Origin of the sequence: Bacteroides sp. HMSC067B03 (assembly GCF_001811315.1) — a bacterium.
In the GTDB taxonomy this organism is placed as follows: Bacteria; Bacteroidota; Bacteroidia; order Bacteroidales; family Bacteroidaceae; genus Bacteroides; species Bacteroides faecis.
In genome coordinates this window covers 13,773-28,999 of the sequence record NZ_KV804494.1, presented here as the reverse complement: position 1 = coordinate 28,999, position 15,227 = coordinate 13,773, and the positions used below count along the sequence as shown (strand labels likewise).

Genomic DNA, 15,227 nt, shown 5'->3' with positions numbered 1-15,227 from the left:
AAAAAGGTTGTGCCAGCGTTTTGACACAACCTCATACCTATATTATATAATATACTCTCAGTATTACTTTTCAAGAACCATCACCAACGCATTGTTCGCATCGTACAGACCAATGCCGCCACCGGACAGTTTATCAAATGACTTCACTTCATTCAAAGCTTTCAAAACCTTGCTTTCCACTTCCATATCGGGACAAGCCATCATTGTACTTGCTACTCCCGGGAAAGAGATTGATTTGGCATTGCTCGTACTGGTTTCAAAACCGCCGTTGATCAGGTTGCATCCTGCATTGCCATGAATTGTTTTCTTTTTCACGTCAAAAGCAATAAAAGGCTGCTTCTCCATTCCCGAAGGAATTGCTTCACCATTTACTTCTTTAATCTTCCATTCTCCGTTCAATACAGAAAGTTTCACATCAGCCTCCTTTTTTTCAAGAACAACAACCGGACGATTGGAATCGTTGCACAAATACATCTTATCTTTACCGGCTTTCTTATAACCTTTCACCTGTGCCAGAGCCCCCAGTACATTTCTCTCGGTAGTCATATCCGGACACATCATTTTGGTGCCGGCTATTCCTTTAAAATCAATGCTACCCGGCTTTGCATTTACATCAAAGCTACCCATCATACGGTTACATCCACTGTTGCCCGACAGTCTGCCGGTTGCAGTATCAAAAGTAATAAAGGGAAGGTTTCTGCTTTCGCCCGGAGTTACTTTCGAGCCGTTAACTTCTATAATATTCCATTCGCCATTGATAGAAGACAAAGGGATTGCCTTCTCTACAGAGCGGCATGAAAACATTGCAAGTACTGTGCTGGCAATGCAAATTGAAACAAATACTTTTTTCATTTTGTTATAACGTTTAAGTTAAATCGTGGGCAAAGATATCAAAAAGATTGGAATATTCCATCTTATGCGATATAAAATACATACATTTGCCATTAGTTATAAAACAAACAATAGATTACAAAGTTCACCAAAAGTAAAAAAATATGAGAGTAACAGCCTTATTCTTTATTTTATTGTGTTGTAGTATATCCTATACCACAGCTCAAAACGATTATCTTGTCGCAACTTCTCCGAGTCAGGAAATTTCTTCCAGTAAAGAAGAATTATTCATTAAAGAGAACTTTCCCCTACAACTTCTTTGTAAATGGGCGCCGGGAATGAAATTCATGTTCGTCCCCTCCCAACGTGACATGTTTCTCCCCACACTTTCGGTATACGACACAGAAAAGGGTACCGACAACAGTTCACTGAAACATAAGATTCTCACCTTTGCCGGTACTGAAGAAAAAATTCAAGAATTATCAAATAGCACCAGCTATACCACCCGATTTATCTTCGAGTGCGAAGGAGGAAAGTATTATTATGAGATAAAAAACGTACGCCTGGAAGAAATATGTGAAAAAAATCCTCGTGCATATATCAATGGATTGGTTTATCTGAAGGACGTAGATACCGCTAAAGAACTGCTGACTGGAAAAAAGATATATATTCAATCCGATATGGCACGAGTGGACGATGCCAACAGTTATTCCGGTTACCGGGAAGTTCCCATTCCCGTCAACACGGAAGCAATCGTTACTGCAATAGGAGTCGGCAGTCAAGCATATCCTGTGAAAATTGTATTTCAAGACTCACAAGAGCGCTCCTATTATCTGGAAGTTGCTCTCTCACGCACCAATTCGGGTATGGACGTAAATGATTTTCAAGCAGAAAAGAAAATGAGATACTTCTCTAATGCCATTAGTTTCAGTAATAAAAAGTCGGGAAATCTGGAGGCACTGAAAGACAGATACATGGACTTGACTGTCTACCCCAAACAAACATTAACCGTCAAAAGAATATTCGGTCTTGAAAGTAAGCAGATGGAGGCTCGTGTACATTTGCCGCGCTATACTGTTTTGAAAATAAAAGAAATAACCACCTCCTCTCCCGGTAGTCTGGCCATTTTATCGTTGGAAGACCGGCAAGGGGCACTTTATATAACAGAAGTTGACCTAAAATACGATGTGATCGTTAAAAACGAGAATTATATTGAAGACCTTTTCGGTTTCGGGGATATGAAGCAGAAATATCCGGCTATCACCGAAGAACGCTGGAAAATCATTGCACAAGGCGAGCTGGAAGAAGGCATGAGTGCCGATGAATGCCGCCTGTCGATAGGCAATCCGGTTGACATACAACTAAAAAAAGACAGCCGTTTTGAAACCTGGTTCTACAACGGAAGAACACTGGAATTTGAAAATGGTACCTTGCAACGTTTCAAATAAAAAGGAGTACCGACGCTATGATTATCTGAAAATAATCACGTATATTTGCCAAACTAACGATTCTAAAATCTTAATTTTTGATTTATAATATATTAATTAAAAGAAATGGGTAGAGTTCTTATTATCGGTGCAGGCGGTGTTGGTACTGTCGTAGCACACAAAGTGGCACAAAATGCCGATGTATTCACAGACATCATGATTGCCAGCCGTACAAAGGAGAAATGCGATAATATCGTCAAAGCTATAGGCAATCCCAATATAAAAACGGCTAAAGTCGATGCTGACAATGTAGACGAACTGGTAGCTTTATTCAATGACTTTAAACCGGAAATGGTGATTAACGTTGCTCTTCCTTATCAGGACCTTACCATAATGGAGGCCTGTCTGAAAGCAGGAGTCAATTATCTGGATACCGCAAATTACGAGCCGAAAGATGAAGCTCATTTTGAATACAGCTGGCAATGGGCCTACCACGACCGCTTCAAAGAAGCCGGTCTGACAGCTATCCTTGGTTGCGGATTCGACCCGGGAGTCAGCGGCATCTATACTGCCTATGCAGCAAAGCATTACTTCGATGAAATTCAGTATCTGGACATTGTGGACTGTAATGCCGGTAATCATCATAAAGCATTTGCTACAAACTTCAATCCGGAAATAAACATCCGCGAAATTACCCAAAACGGACGTTATTATGAAAACGGACAATGGGTAACAACCGGTCCGTTGGAAATTCATAAGGACCTGACTTATCCAAACATCGGTCCGCGTGATTCTTATCTTCTTTATCATGAAGAACTGGAATCATTGGTAAAACACTTCCCGACAATCAAACGCGCACGTTTCTGGATGACTTTCGGACAAGAGTATCTGACTCATTTACGTGTCATCCAAAATATAGGTATGGCCCGTATCGACGAAGTTGACTATAACGGAACGAAAATCGTACCATTGCAATTCCTGAAAGCCGTATTGCCCAATCCGCAGGATTTGGGTGAGAACTACGAAGGAGAAACTTCTATCGGCTGCCGTATTCGTGGTATCAAAGACGGAAAAGAACGTACTTATTACGTATACAACAACTGCAGTCATCAGGAAGCTTACAAAGAAACTGGTATGCAGGGTGTAAGCTATACCACCGGAGTTCCGGCAATGATCGGTGCAATGATGTTCTTCAAAGGCGAATGGAAACGTCCGGGTGTGAACAATGTAGAAGAATTCAATCCGGACCCATTTATGGAACAACTCAACAAACAAGGATTGCCTTGGCACGAAGTGTTCAATAAAGACCTGGAATTATAAAGAGATTGTTTAAAAAGAAAGTTTATGATTAACGTAGGAGATAAAGCACCGGAAATCTTAGGCACCAATGAAAAAGGTGAAGAGATCAGACTAAGTGCTTACCAAGGAAAGAAAATAGTGCTGTACTTCTATCCGAAAGACAGCACATCAGGTTGCACGGCACAAGCATGCAGCCTGCGCGACAACTATTCCGAACTGCGTAAGGCCGGTTATGAAGTAATCGGCGTCAGCGTAGACAACGAGAAGTCGCACCAGAAATTCATTGAAAAAAACAATCTTCCCTTCACACTGATAGCCGATACCGACAAGAAACTGGTAGAAGAATTTGGTGTATGGGGAGAAAAGAAACTGTATGGCCGTGCTTATATGGGAACCCTCCGTACGACCTTCCTGATCAACGAAGAAGGAATTGTAGAACGGATTATCACCCCGAAAGAAGTGAAAACCAAAGAACATGCCACACAGATTTTGAATCAATAAATCCATCAATTAGAAGAATAAGGTATGGCAAAGAAAGACGAACTTAATTTTGAAACAGATAATAAAATGGCATCAAGCGAAAAACTAAAAGCCTTACAGGCCGCCATGGAAAAGATAGAAAAAAACTTCGGTAAAGGTTCTATCATGAAAATGGGCGATGATAGTGTTGAACAAGTAGAAGTGATTCCTACCGGCTCCATTGCTTTAAATGTAGCACTCGGCGTAGGTGGGTATCCCCGGGGAAGAATCATCGAAATCTATGGTCCGGAATCTTCCGGTAAAACGACATTGGCTATCCATGCCATTGCCGAAGCGCAAAAAGCCGGTGGTATCGCAGCTTTCATTGACGCTGAGCATGCTTTCGACCGTTTCTATGCAGCGAAACTAGGTGTGGATGTGGATAATCTCTGGATTTCCCAACCAGACAACGGTGAACAGGCTTTGGAAATAGCCGAGCAACTAATCCGTTCTTCCGCTATTGATATCATTGTAATTGACTCTGTTGCAGCATTAACCCCAAAAGCAGAAATTGAAGGTGACATGGGTGACAACAAAGTAGGTCTACAGGCACGCCTGATGTCACAGGCTTTGCGTAAATTGACCGGTACAGTCAGCAAGACACGTACGACTTGTATCTTTATCAATCAACTTCGTGAAAAAATTGGTGTTATGTTTGGTAATCCGGAAACAACAACAGGTGGTAACGCATTGAAATTCTATGCTTCTGTACGTATAGATATCCGTGGCAGCCAGCCAATCAAGGATGGTGAAGAAGTGCTTGGTAAGTTAACCAAAGTGAAAGTAGTAAAGAACAAAGTAGCACCTCCTTTCCGCAAAGCTGAATTCGACATTATGTTTGGTGAAGGTATCTCCCACTCCGGAGAAATCATCGACTTGGGTGCCGAATTGGGAATTATCAAGAAGAGTGGTTCATGGTATAGCTACAATGATACTAAACTAGGTCAAGGACGTGATGCAGCCAAAGTTTGTATCAAAGATAATCCGGAACTGGCAGAAGAACTGGAAGGACTGATCTTCGAAGAACTGAAGAAAAAATAATCCGGGGCTCTTAAAACGGATACTAAAAATAAAAGTGGAGGAATCACCGTATGAACCGATATTCCTCCACTTTTTTATGCTATATTACTCTCTATTTGTCTACGGCTTTACACAAAGTAAATGTAAGCCAATGTGCTCAAACTAATTACTACCCAAAGTAGTACTCCTTGAATCAGAGGTTTGACTCCGACATTTTTCAATACATCGATAGAAAGAGAAGCACCGATAAAGAACATTGTAATAGTCAGTGTTTTGCGGGCAATTCCATTGATAGCTGCGCCTAAAGCCGATACTCCGTCAAGCAAATAGGTATTTACTACCATTGCCAGGATAAAGAAAAAGATAAACCAAGGAATACTAATTTTCTGTCCTTTGCTCTTAAATATAAAGGAAGTGGCGAAGGCTATCGGAATAATCCAAAGCGCACGAGTCAGCTTAATAGTAGTAGCCACCTTCAAAGCTTCCTCACCATAGGCAGCACCGGCTCCTACTACGGAACTCGTATCATGAATAGCAATAGCCGCCCATGTACCAAATTCATGCTGACTCATATTTAATGCGTGACCGATCATCGGGAAAATAAACAGTGCGATAGCATTTAAAACGAAGATTGTGCCCAATGCAACAGACATTTCACTGTCCTTAGCTTTCAGCACCGGTCCTACTGCTGCAATAGCACTACCACCACAAATAGCAGTTCCCGAACTGATGAGATAAGAAGTATTCCGGTCGATCTTAAAGAGTTTGCGTCCGATGAACCAACCAATCAATAAGGTACCCACTACCGAAATAACGGTAAACTCCATACCTTCTTTGCCGGAAGCCAGAGCTGAATGAAGATTCATCCCAAATCCTAAGCCAACAACTGAATATTGCAATAAATATTTGGAAGTCTTTTTATTAAATTTCGGATGAGCCTGTCCACAGGTCAACGCAAAAATCAGTCCCAAAAATAAAGCAACCGGAGGAGTAACCCATGCCGACCAAGCCTGTAGCCCCGGAATATAATCTAAAAACAGAAAGAAAGTCAAAGTAGAAAGCAGTGCGACATAAATTGTCTTGTTGTTTGCCTGCAACGTTTTTGTAGCTGTTGAAATCATATTTTTATCTTTAATTATTTTTCTGGGCACAAAAGTACGGCAAACAATCAAGACAGACTAATCGTTTCTAATTATGAGTTATAACTTTTAGTTATAAGAAGAGGGGAATCACTTTTCAATTCTATACCGTCACAATATCTTTTCCAAAAGGAGACAATGCCAAAGCCGCCAATTTGAAGTGTTGTAAACCAAAGGGAATACCAATAATAGTGATACACAAAATTGCTCCAAAAACTAAATGTGACAGACAAATCCAAATGCCTCCCAAGAATATCCATAAAATATTCATTAATACATAAAGGCAGCCACCGGAACGCTGTCCACTCCTCACTTCTTTCCCAAAAGGCCATAAAGCAAGCCCGGCCAACTTTAATGTCTGTATGCCAAAAGGGATACCGATAATGGTAATCATCATCAGCAAACTTGAAATAAGATATTCCACTGCGGTAAAAATTCCACCTAGCAATAGCCACAATAAATTCATCAAACAGCCCATATTATAGTAATATCTAATTATTTTTAAGTTTCTTCATTGCTACCCCATCAGGTCTACCGTGATAATATCGGTCTATCACCTACTGAAACATTTTATCAGTAACCACTTCATTAAAGAAAGTCGTGGGGAGAAACAAAGATACAGAAGATATGTGAAAATACAATTAACTTTATTTACTTTTCAACAAAGTTTCTTTTTATGTAAAAAGTGCTTTTTGACATCACATAGCATCCGGCGTGATTACAGATTCTTGCTATGGAGCCCCGCAAATCTCATAAACACTTGGGATAATCCCCCCTCCTGCCCTTGCAGCTGTACAAAATTAAATTCACGCTGCATCGGCATTCCTTTTATCTCAACTACCCGCAAATTGCCCGCAACAAGTTCCTTATGAACCGACCGAATGGAAACGATCCCCATACAATCGGTATGTTCCAAAAATAGTTTAATGCTTTCCCTACTTCCGAGATACATAAGAACATGCAATGAAGACAGCTTCATATTATGCTGTGACAAAGCACGTTCGAATACATCCAGCGTACCCGATCCTCTCTCACGCAATACCAGAGGAATATCCGGTAACTCCTCAGGAGTAATTTCATCTTGAACGGCGAATTTGCTATGCGCATTTACCACTGCAACGAGTTCATCTTGCAGAAAAGGGAGATATTTTAAACTAGGTAAACGAAAGATACCTTCTACCAATCCCAAATCAATTCTGTGTTCTTGTAAAGCCGCTTCTATCCCACGGGAATTTCCATTCAACAAAGAAAGGATGACCTTAGGAAACTTTGCAATAAAGTTGGCTAATAGTGGAGGCAATACATATTGCGCAATAGTCGTACTAGCCCCCAACTTCAACTCACCAATATATTCGTTGTGCAGCAAATGCATCTCATATTCCAGGCGTTTGTAGTCCTCCAATATCTTTTCACTGTGCTTGAGCAGCAGTTCACCGGCAACAGTCAACGAAATCTTGCTACCCTGACGTTCGAACAAACGAACCTGATAGTAAGTCTCCAGTTCCTGAATATGCTTCGTAATAGCAGGCTGGCTGACAAACAACTCCTGCGAAGCCTTTGTAAAACTCAGATTCTTCGCTACGCTCTGAAATACTTTTAAACGAAAATCGGACACCTTTTAATTAAAGATTAAGAATTAAAAATTGAGAACTAAAGACAAAGATCATAATTCATCAGCTCTGATCCCCAATGCCTGCATAACAGGAAAAGCCAACATATCCCACTTATATTCAACCGATGCTTCAGGCTCATTCATACGGAACTGAATGATCTCTTTACCTTTCACCTCATGCAAAGCATCAGTCACTTTCTTCCCATATTCCTCATTAAAAGACACGACAATCATCCTTTTCACATCTGCCGAATCGGAAACGATAGCCACTAAATCCAGAAACAGTTCTTCCCTCGATACCATCCCTTCAGAAGGAACACTTGCAAATGAATATTCTCCATAAGGACTTTGAAAAGCGACTCCATTCAGCTCTTTTTCCAGATCAGAAGGATGGCAATGCGCAAGATGACTTGAGTCTTTGTCGTAAGCAAAAAGGAATTGCACTTCATTTTTTCCTTCTGTAATGCCCGCATCCAAAGTCAGATAAGTAGTCAGCATAGAAAGGTCTATCTCTTGTAAAGAACGCTGCAAGGTCTCTTCAAAATAACCTTTCATATCTGTAATTACAAAATTCAAGAAAGCAGCATCAATCAACACTACTGTTTCAGACAGTTTTATTTGAGGTTTATCATTCATACCTTATTTATAATATGATTACAGCGGATAAAGATACTACAATACTTTTATTTATCCGCTTCATTTCACGGCAAATTCGTCAGTTATGTTTAGGTAAAAATGGTCATTTTGTCCTTTAACTCCTTAATAATCATGCTATTTTGTCATATTTTTATACTTGGCAAATCTTTTGCGCCCTCTCAAGTGTTATTAAAAACGTGAAAAAAGAAAGGAGAACAACGATATGAACTTTAACAATTTTACCATCAAATCTCAAGAAGCGGTACAGGAGGCTGTTAATCTGGTACAAAGCCGGGGCCAACAGGCTATCGAACCCGCTCATATCCTGCATGGAGTTATGAAGGTAGGCGAAAATGTAACCAACTTCATCTTCCAAAAATTAGGTATGAACGGTCAGCAAGTAGCTCTCGTGGTTGATAAGCAAATCGACTCACTGCCAAAGGTTTCTGGTGGCGAACCTTACTTGAGCAGAGAATCTAATGAAGTATTACAGAAAGCAACGCAGTATTCTAAGGAAATGGGTGATGAATTCGTTTCACTGGAACACATCCTGCTGGCATTGCTGACCGTAAAAAGCACCGTATCCACCATCCTAAAAGATGCCGGAATGACGGAAAAAGAACTGCGCGATGCCATCAACGAACTAAGAAAAGGAGAAAAAGTAACTTCACAATCCAGTGAAGATAACTATCAGTCTTTAGAGAAATATGCCATCAATCTGAACGAAGCGGCCCGCAGCGGTAAACTGGACCCGGTAATCGGACGTGATGAAGAAATCCGCCGGGTACTCCAGATATTGAGCCGTAGAACCAAAAACAATCCGATTCTGATTGGTGAACCGGGTACAGGTAAGACAGCTATCGTAGAGGGACTGGCACATCGTATCCTCCGGGGAGACGTGCCCGAAAACCTGAAAAACAAACAGGTCTATTCTCTTGATATGGGAGCACTGGTAGCAGGAGCAAAGTATAAAGGAGAGTTCGAAGAACGTCTGAAATCAGTTGTCAACGAGGTGAAGAAATCAGAAGGTGATATAATCTTGTTTATTGATGAGATTCACACACTGGTAGGCGCCGGCAAGGGCGAAGGTGCAATGGATGCCGCAAATATCCTGAAACCGGCATTAGCACGTGGAGAACTACGTTCAATCGGTGCGACAACCCTTGATGAATATCAGAAGTATTTCGAAAAGGATAAAGCACTGGAACGTCGTTTCCAGATTGTACAAGTAGATGAGCCTGACACTCTGAGTACTATCTCTATCCTTCGTGGATTGAAAGAGCGCTATGAGAACCATCATCATGTACGTATCAAAGACGACGCCATCATAGCAGCCGTAGAACTTAGCAGCCGCTATATCACCGACCGTTTCTTACCGGATAAGGCAATCGACCTGATGGATGAAGCTGCAGCTAAGCTACGCATGGAAGTAGATTCTGTCCCAGAAGAGCTGGATGAAATTTCACGTAAAATCAAACAGTTAGAGATTGAACGTGAAGCCATCAAACGTGAAAATGACAAGCCAAAGCTGGAAATTATCGGTAAAGAACTGGCAGAATTAAAGGAACTTGAAAAATCTTTCAAAGCCAAATGGCAGAGTGAAAAAACGCTGATGGATAAAATCCAGCAGAACAAAGTGGAAATCGAAAATCTGAAGTTCGAAGCAGAAAAGGCGGAACGTGAAGGAGACTATGGAAAAGTAGCCGAAATACGTTACGGAAAGCTTCAGGCCTTGGATAAAGAAATAGAAGATACACAAGAAAAGCTTCGTGGCATGCAAGGTGATAAAGCCATGATCAAAGAAGAAGTGGACGCTGAAGACATCGCTGATGTTGTTTCTCGCTGGACTGGTATTCCTGTCAGCAAAATGTTGCAAAGTGAGAAAGATAAATTGCTGCACCTGGAAGATGAACTTCATCAACGAGTTATAGGTCAGAACGAAGCGATTGAAGCAGTTGCAGACGCAGTACGCCGTAGCCGTGCCGGATTGCAAGATCCCAAACGCCCGATCGGTTCATTTATCTTCCTTGGAACAACCGGTGTCGGTAAAACAGAATTGGCAAAAGCTTTGGCAGAATTCCTCTTTGACGATGAATCGATGATGACTCGTATAGATATGAGTGAGTATCAGGAGAAACACAGCGTTTCTCGTCTGGTCGGAGCACCTCCGGGATACGTTGGATACGATGAAGGCGGTCAGCTGACAGAAGCCATTCGCCGAAAACCTTACTCTGTTGTTTTGTTTGACGAAATCGAAAAAGCGCATCCGGATGTGTTCAACATTCTGTTACAAGTACTGGATGATGGACGACTGACAGATAATAAAGGAAGAGTAGTCAACTTTAAAAATACGATCATCATCATGACTTCAAATATGGGAAGTTCTTATATACAAAGTCAGATGGAGAAACTGAGCGGTTCGAATAAAGAAGAAGTGATCGAAGAGACGAAGAAGGAAGTGATGAATATGCTAAAGAAAACCATTCGTCCGGAATTCCTGAATCGTATTGATGAAACAATTATGTTCTTACCGTTAACGGAAACTGAAATCAGACAAATTGTGCTCTTACAAATTAAAGGTGTACAAAAGATGCTTGCAGAAAACGGAGTAGAACTGGAAATGACAGATGCTGCTTTGAATTTCTTATCCCAGGTAGGATATGATCCTGAATTCGGAGCTCGACCGGTAAAAAGAGCTATCCAGCGTTATTTGCTGAACGATTTGTCGAAAAAGTTACTGTCACAGGAAGTTGACAGAAGCAAGGCAATTATTGTAGATTCAAACGGAGATGGGTTGGTATTCAGAAACTAAATTATAATTAGTTGTTATAAAGACAGCCGATATGTTCTTAAATGAACATATCGGCTTTTTTATACTCCGGAATATATAATTCTTCTTACTTCTGGCTGACAATTAGGATGACTCATTACTAAAACATAGGTACCTTTCTTAGGAATATCCAAAGTGAGAGAAGGTAAGGTAAACCTCTGTTTCTCTTTCAGTTCCCCTTGCGAATCATATAAAAACACCATAGTACCTACCAACATTCCAGTTAAGCACAATGTTCCTTTTTCATTATCAAGGTAAACGTTTACCTCTTTATTTGTTATTACATCCATATTTTTACGTATATTAGCAGTTACAAAGATAGAGAAAAACTATGTTTATCTACTATATAAACAATAAAATATTCATGCAAACATAAGATTGCTTAAAGAACACTAAAGGGGATTTGTCGCTTACATATACTTTTATAAATAAAAGAAAGCGTGACAATTTGAACTATTGTCACGCTTTCCTTAATACATTTTCGTATTAAAGTCATTAGTGTTTCATGACTTATTTTTCATCAGTTACAGCCTCTTCTGCAGTGTCTGTTTCTGATTTAAATTCTGTAATTCCGTTAGAAACTAAAATGTTGTACCAAGAAATCAATTTCTTAATGTCTGCAACATATACCCGTTCACGATCAAAATTTGGTAATACTTCTCCTAAATACTCACGGAGCTGTTCCGGAGTGGCTTTTTTAGGATCAATAGAAGCTACTCCAGTATTTTCTTTTCCCTTCATTGCTTCCAACACGTTATACAGAGGCACTTCCGCCTCATCCGTATACATTGCTATATCTGCCAAAGAGATAATTTTCTCATTACCATAAGCGGGGAAACGTTTTTTATCTGCACTGATTGATTCAACAATCAACATATTTTTTCCTTGCGAAATTAGTTTGTACAATCCCGGTTTACCGGAGATAGACAGGATAGTCTTCAACATAGTATATATTCTTTTGTTTATTAATTATTTTTTTGCGGAGCAAAGGTAATGATTATTTTTAGATAGCAAAGAAATAAACGTCAAAACCTGTGGAATTAAAGGGGTTTCATCATCATTCACGATTACAAAATCAGCACGATTTCGCTTTATCTCATCACTCATTTGTGCCTCGATACGTTTCATTATCAATTCCTTTGAAGAATGATCACGTTTCATTGCCCTTACCACTCTTACTTCCAACGGTGCATATACCATTACCACAAAATCGACCTCCTCTTTAAAACCGGCTTCCAAAAGAATTGCCGATTCCATACCAACGATACCGATATCACCTTTCCGAAGTGTCCATTGCCTGAAATCTTCTTTCACCTTCGGATGAATGATAGCATTTACCTCTTTCGCATGCTGCGAATCACCGAATAAATACGATGCTAATAAAGGACGATTTAACTCTCCATTCTGAAAAACATCCGGACCGACCAGAGTACAAAGTTCTCTACGTATCACCTCATTGGTATGAGTGATGCGCTTCGCCTCAATATCCGAAACATAAACGGGAATTCCCATCATTTCCAGTAATCTGGAAACTACACTTTTTCCACTACCGATTCCACCGGTAATACCTATTTTAATAACCATCGGAAGAAACTTGTTCTATCAGAAAATCAACTTGCTCGGGTACTATACGAATCTGGTTAATCCCACGAGGAGCTGATTTTAACTTTACCGTATACTTATCAGATCCTAGTTTTAGTAGCTCTTCATAAGAAACACTTATCACAAAATCGCTGGCTTTAATGCTTCGAAAACGTTTCAAGCCTACTTGAAAAGTTATTTGAACCTTTGAAGGAAATGCACGAAGTACCTTATCCGCCGGAAAGTTAACCCCACGCAATGGAACTTCGACCGTCTTCTCTGTGTAAATATCTACAGGAAAAGTCAGTTCAACCGAAGCGGGAACATACTTCACTCCTTTTTTATTATTCAAAGCCACCCGCTGACGAATCGTATCCGAAATATTTTCAAGGTTTACTTCTTGGGTATAAGCAGCTTTTATAGTATCTAAAATTCCAGCCGGAGCATATACTAATACAGAATCCGGACTACAAATTGTATCGGAAACATAATATTGAAGTCCGGCAGTCACTTTCCCTTGAAAATGAACAGGTACTAACTTAGATTTTCCTGTCGAATAGATATAATCTAATGTATCAGGTTTTATCGAAAGTATTTTAGAAGAGGCATTCAGCTGGCTGAGTATCTTCTTTTCAAATTCAGAGGCAAAGATCTTCACATGATTATTTTGCCCTTTATAATCTGGAAAACTTAAGTTTACCGGAAAAAAGCTTTTTCCCAGCATATAATTGAGAAGCACCGTCCCTTTGTCCTTTACCCGGACACGAAGTTCGGAAGGAGGTTCTGAAGTAAGTACTATATTATTGGGGACATCCTTCATTCTCACCGGGATAGAGAATTCCGCTTCATAGTCGTTATTGAGGGTCTGAATCAGCCAGAATCCACCGGCAATCAGGAAAAAAAATAAAAAAATTAAGAACTCCCTGCTTTTATCACTAAGCAGGAAATCCTTAATTCTTTTGGATAGTCTTAAATATGTATATCTTAATTTCCTACGATCGAGCATAGGGTATTTGTTTACTAAAGATTACTTAGACTGATTGCCGGCAGCCGAAGCATCAGCAAAAATAGAGTTCTTATCTATTTTAATCTTCACGTTAGAAGCAATTTCAAGTACTATATAATCATCAGTAATCTCTTTGATCGTACCATGGATACCACCTGCAGTAATTACTGACTGATTTACCTGAAGAGATTTGCGGAAATTAGCAATTTCTTTCTGCTTTTTGTTCTGAGGACGGATCATAAAGAAATACATGATAACAAACATAGCTATCAGCATGATCCACATCATACTTCCACCTCCCGCTGCGGGAGCTTGCAATAATACAGTCAATAGGTTCATAAATAATCAAGTTTTAATTTCTACTATATGGACAAAGGTATCAGTTTTTAGTCAACTTACCTTCTTTTTTCAATTGATTAACTATTCCATCCAACGTTCCGTTGATAAAGCTTCCGCTCTTGGCAGTACTATACAACTTCGCGATTTCTACATATTCATTTAACGAAACACTCACCGGAATGTTCGGGAAACTTAAAATTTCTGCTAAAGCAGTCTGCATAATGATAATATCCATAAATGCAATACGGTCCAAATCCCAGTTTTTAGTATTCTCGCTCACAAGGTGACGATAATAGTCGGAATTCAGAATAGTACGACGGAATAAACGACGTGCAAATTCCTGATCTTCGTCATCCTTGAATTCCGGAAGCAATTCTTGATTTGCTCCGTTCTTCTCTTCAAAACGCTTAATCGTTTTCAGCACAAAGGTATCCACAATCTCTTTATCGTCATTCCAATACAGACTCTGGTCTTCCAATACCTGATCAAGAGAATCATTATTGAAGATGTATGTCTTATAGAGTTTTCTCCACAATTCACGGTCAGCCTCATAGGAATTATCACTGGAAGCCATATAATCTTTATAAATATCGCTTTCTACAATTTTCTCATAGAGTTCCTTGACGAAATCCTGATCATTAGCCCAAGTCCTTTTCTGATTGGATATAAACTCGGTTAATTGTTTGTTCACCTCCAACTGTGCAACAAACTTATTATCCACAAACTTTGTATTGGGATATAACTCTTCTTTAGTAGGAGCCAGTTTTGCTTTTGCCGCATCAATGCGCTTTTGTGCATACTCTGTCAATGCCATCATCAGCATTAACAAATAATTATAAAGGTCATACGCCTTTGAAAGGCTGAAGAATAACTCTTTCTCCGCTGAGTCTAGATTTTTGCTGCCGTTCTGGTAATAGGCATACACTATTTGTATAATCTTAAGACGAATAAGAACTCTGTTGATCATAATTCAAATTAATACTGTTAT

16 protein-coding genes are annotated in these 15,227 nt (G+C 39.8%); 5 read left to right on the top strand and 11 right to left on the bottom strand.

Annotated features, from left to right (window positions below):
* Positions 1–63: 63 nt before the first annotated feature.
* A complete protein-coding gene (locus tag HMPREF2794_RS25995; RefSeq protein ID WP_055270610.1) occupies positions 64–852 on the bottom strand; it encodes an META domain-containing protein in 789 nt (262 codons plus the stop codon).
* Between the two features lie 143 nt (positions 853–995).
* Between HMPREF2794_RS25995 and HMPREF2794_RS25990 the strand changes: the two genes are divergently transcribed.
* The 4 genes from HMPREF2794_RS25990 to recA all read left to right on the top strand — a co-directional run bounded on the left by HMPREF2794_RS25990 (position 996) and on the right by recA (position 5,117).
* The gene (locus tag HMPREF2794_RS25990; protein ID WP_055270612.1) at positions 996–2,279 is read left to right on the top strand and encodes a hypothetical protein; all 1,284 of its coding nucleotides are present in this window, start codon (positions 996–998) and stop codon (positions 2,277–2,279) included.
* 105 nt (positions 2,280–2,384) lie between these two features.
* On the top strand, positions 2,385–3,578 hold the full coding sequence (locus tag HMPREF2794_RS25985) for a saccharopine dehydrogenase family protein (protein WP_055270614.1): 1,194 nt from the start codon (positions 2,385–2,387) through the stop codon (positions 3,576–3,578).
* Between the two features lie 24 nt (positions 3,579–3,602).
* The gene (gene bcp / locus HMPREF2794_RS25980; RefSeq protein WP_055270616.1) at positions 3,603–4,058 is read left to right on the top strand and encodes a thioredoxin-dependent thiol peroxidase; all 456 of its coding nucleotides are present in this window, start codon (positions 3,603–3,605) and stop codon (positions 4,056–4,058) included.
* A gap of 24 nt (positions 4,059–4,082) precedes the next feature.
* Positions 4,083–5,117 (top strand): recombinase RecA, encoded by a 1,035-nt coding sequence (gene recA / locus HMPREF2794_RS25975; RefSeq protein ID WP_010537256.1) that lies wholly within the window; start codon positions 4,083–4,085, stop codon positions 5,115–5,117.
* 107 nt (positions 5,118–5,224) lie between these two features.
* On the opposite strand, the gene HMPREF2794_RS25970 is transcribed toward recA, so the two are convergent.
* From HMPREF2794_RS25970 to HMPREF2794_RS25955, 4 genes are all read right to left on the bottom strand, one after another.
* Positions 5,225–6,217 (bottom strand): YeiH family protein, encoded by a 993-nt coding sequence (locus tag HMPREF2794_RS25970; RefSeq protein WP_010537255.1) that lies wholly within the window; start codon positions 6,215–6,217, stop codon positions 5,225–5,227.
* 121 nt (positions 6,218–6,338) lie between these two features.
* Positions 6,339–6,713 (bottom strand): YccF domain-containing protein, encoded by a 375-nt coding sequence (locus HMPREF2794_RS25965; RefSeq protein ID WP_010537254.1) that lies wholly within the window; start codon positions 6,711–6,713, stop codon positions 6,339–6,341.
* A gap of 240 nt (positions 6,714–6,953) precedes the next feature.
* Positions 6,954–7,850, bottom strand: coding sequence for a LysR substrate-binding domain-containing protein (locus HMPREF2794_RS25960; protein WP_070753088.1), 897 nt, complete (start codon positions 7,848–7,850; stop codon positions 6,954–6,956).
* Between the two features lie 48 nt (positions 7,851–7,898).
* Positions 7,899–8,483 (bottom strand): DUF6621 family protein, encoded by a 585-nt coding sequence (locus HMPREF2794_RS25955; RefSeq protein ID WP_055270618.1) that lies wholly within the window; start codon positions 8,481–8,483, stop codon positions 7,899–7,901.
* A 223-nt stretch (positions 8,484–8,706) separates the two neighbouring features.
* Between HMPREF2794_RS25955 and clpB the strand changes: the two genes are divergently transcribed.
* Positions 8,707–11,295: an ATP-dependent chaperone ClpB gene (gene clpB / locus HMPREF2794_RS25950; protein WP_055270620.1), complete on the top strand. Its 2,589-nt coding sequence runs from the start codon at positions 8,707–8,709 to the stop codon at positions 11,293–11,295.
* A 59-nt stretch (positions 11,296–11,354) separates the two neighbouring features.
* Here clpB and HMPREF2794_RS25945 read toward each other — a convergent pair whose 3' ends face one another.
* From HMPREF2794_RS25945 to nusB, 6 genes are all read right to left on the bottom strand, one after another.
* Entirely contained in the window at positions 11,355–11,603 is a 249-nt protein-coding gene (locus HMPREF2794_RS25945) for a hypothetical protein (RefSeq protein WP_010537243.1), read from the bottom strand.
* 220 nt (positions 11,604–11,823) lie between these two features.
* Entirely contained in the window at positions 11,824–12,258 is a 435-nt protein-coding gene (locus HMPREF2794_RS25940; RefSeq protein ID WP_010537242.1) for a DUF5606 family protein, read from the bottom strand.
* Positions 12,259–12,282: 24 nt separating this feature from the next.
* Positions 12,283–12,897, bottom strand: a complete 615-nt coding sequence (gene coaE / locus HMPREF2794_RS25935) for a dephospho-CoA kinase (protein ID WP_070753087.1) — start codon at positions 12,895–12,897, stop codon at positions 12,283–12,285.
* Entirely contained in the window at positions 12,887–13,900 is a 1,014-nt protein-coding gene (locus HMPREF2794_RS25930; protein ID WP_010537240.1) for a CdaR family protein, read from the bottom strand. Before HMPREF2794_RS25930 ends, coaE begins: the two co-directional genes overlap by 11 nt.
* 21 nt (positions 13,901–13,921) lie before the next feature.
* A complete protein-coding gene (yajC, locus tag HMPREF2794_RS25925) occupies positions 13,922–14,239 on the bottom strand; it encodes a preprotein translocase subunit YajC (protein ID WP_008764747.1) in 318 nt (105 codons plus the stop codon).
* Between the two features lie 40 nt (positions 14,240–14,279).
* Positions 14,280–15,206 carry a transcription antitermination factor NusB gene (gene nusB / locus HMPREF2794_RS25920; protein ID WP_010537238.1) on the bottom strand — a complete coding sequence of 309 codons (927 nt, stop codon included), beginning with the start codon at positions 15,204–15,206 and terminating at the stop codon, positions 14,280–14,282.
* Between the last annotated feature and the right edge of the window lie 21 nt (positions 15,207–15,227).

What these genes read in the sequence shown, in the direction of transcription:
- nusB (WP_010537238.1), bottom strand. Translation starts at nt 15,206, where the DNA reads ATGATCAACAGAGTTCTTATTCGTCTTAAGATTATACAAATAGTGTAT.
- HMPREF2794_RS25995 (WP_055270610.1), bottom strand. Translation starts at nt 852, where the DNA reads ATGAAAAAAGTATTTGTTTCAATTTGCATTGCCAGCACAGTACTTGCA.
- bcp (WP_055270616.1), top strand. Translation starts at nt 3,603, where the DNA reads ATGATTAACGTAGGAGATAAAGCACCGGAAATCTTAGGCACCAATGAA.
- HMPREF2794_RS25945 (WP_010537243.1), bottom strand. Translation starts at nt 11,603, where the DNA reads ATGGATGTAATAACAAATAAAGAGGTAAACGTTTACCTTGATAATGAA.
- clpB (WP_055270620.1), top strand. Translation starts at nt 8,707, where the DNA reads ATGAACTTTAACAATTTTACCATCAAATCTCAAGAAGCGGTACAGGAG.
- HMPREF2794_RS25970 (WP_010537255.1), bottom strand. Translation starts at nt 6,217, where the DNA reads ATGATTTCAACAGCTACAAAAACGTTGCAGGCAAACAACAAGACAATT.
- HMPREF2794_RS25990 (WP_055270612.1), top strand. Translation starts at nt 996, where the DNA reads ATGAGAGTAACAGCCTTATTCTTTATTTTATTGTGTTGTAGTATATCC.
- HMPREF2794_RS25940 (WP_010537242.1), bottom strand. Translation starts at nt 12,258, where the DNA reads ATGTTGAAGACTATCCTGTCTATCTCCGGTAAACCGGGATTGTACAAA.
- HMPREF2794_RS25955 (WP_055270618.1), bottom strand. Translation starts at nt 8,483, where the DNA reads ATGAATGATAAACCTCAAATAAAACTGTCTGAAACAGTAGTGTTGATT.
- recA (WP_010537256.1), top strand. Translation starts at nt 4,083, where the DNA reads ATGGCAAAGAAAGACGAACTTAATTTTGAAACAGATAATAAAATGGCA.
- HMPREF2794_RS25965 (WP_010537254.1), bottom strand. Translation starts at nt 6,713, where the DNA reads ATGGGCTGTTTGATGAATTTATTGTGGCTATTGCTAGGTGGAATTTTT.
- HMPREF2794_RS25985 (WP_055270614.1), top strand. Translation starts at nt 2,385, where the DNA reads ATGGGTAGAGTTCTTATTATCGGTGCAGGCGGTGTTGGTACTGTCGTA.
- coaE (WP_070753087.1), bottom strand. Translation starts at nt 12,897, where the DNA reads ATGGTTATTAAAATAGGTATTACCGGTGGAATCGGTAGTGGAAAAAGT.
- HMPREF2794_RS25930 (WP_010537240.1), bottom strand. Translation starts at nt 13,900, where the DNA reads ATGCTCGATCGTAGGAAATTAAGATATACATATTTAAGACTATCCAAA.
- yajC (WP_008764747.1), bottom strand. Translation starts at nt 14,239, where the DNA reads ATGAACCTATTGACTGTATTATTGCAAGCTCCCGCAGCGGGAGGTGGA.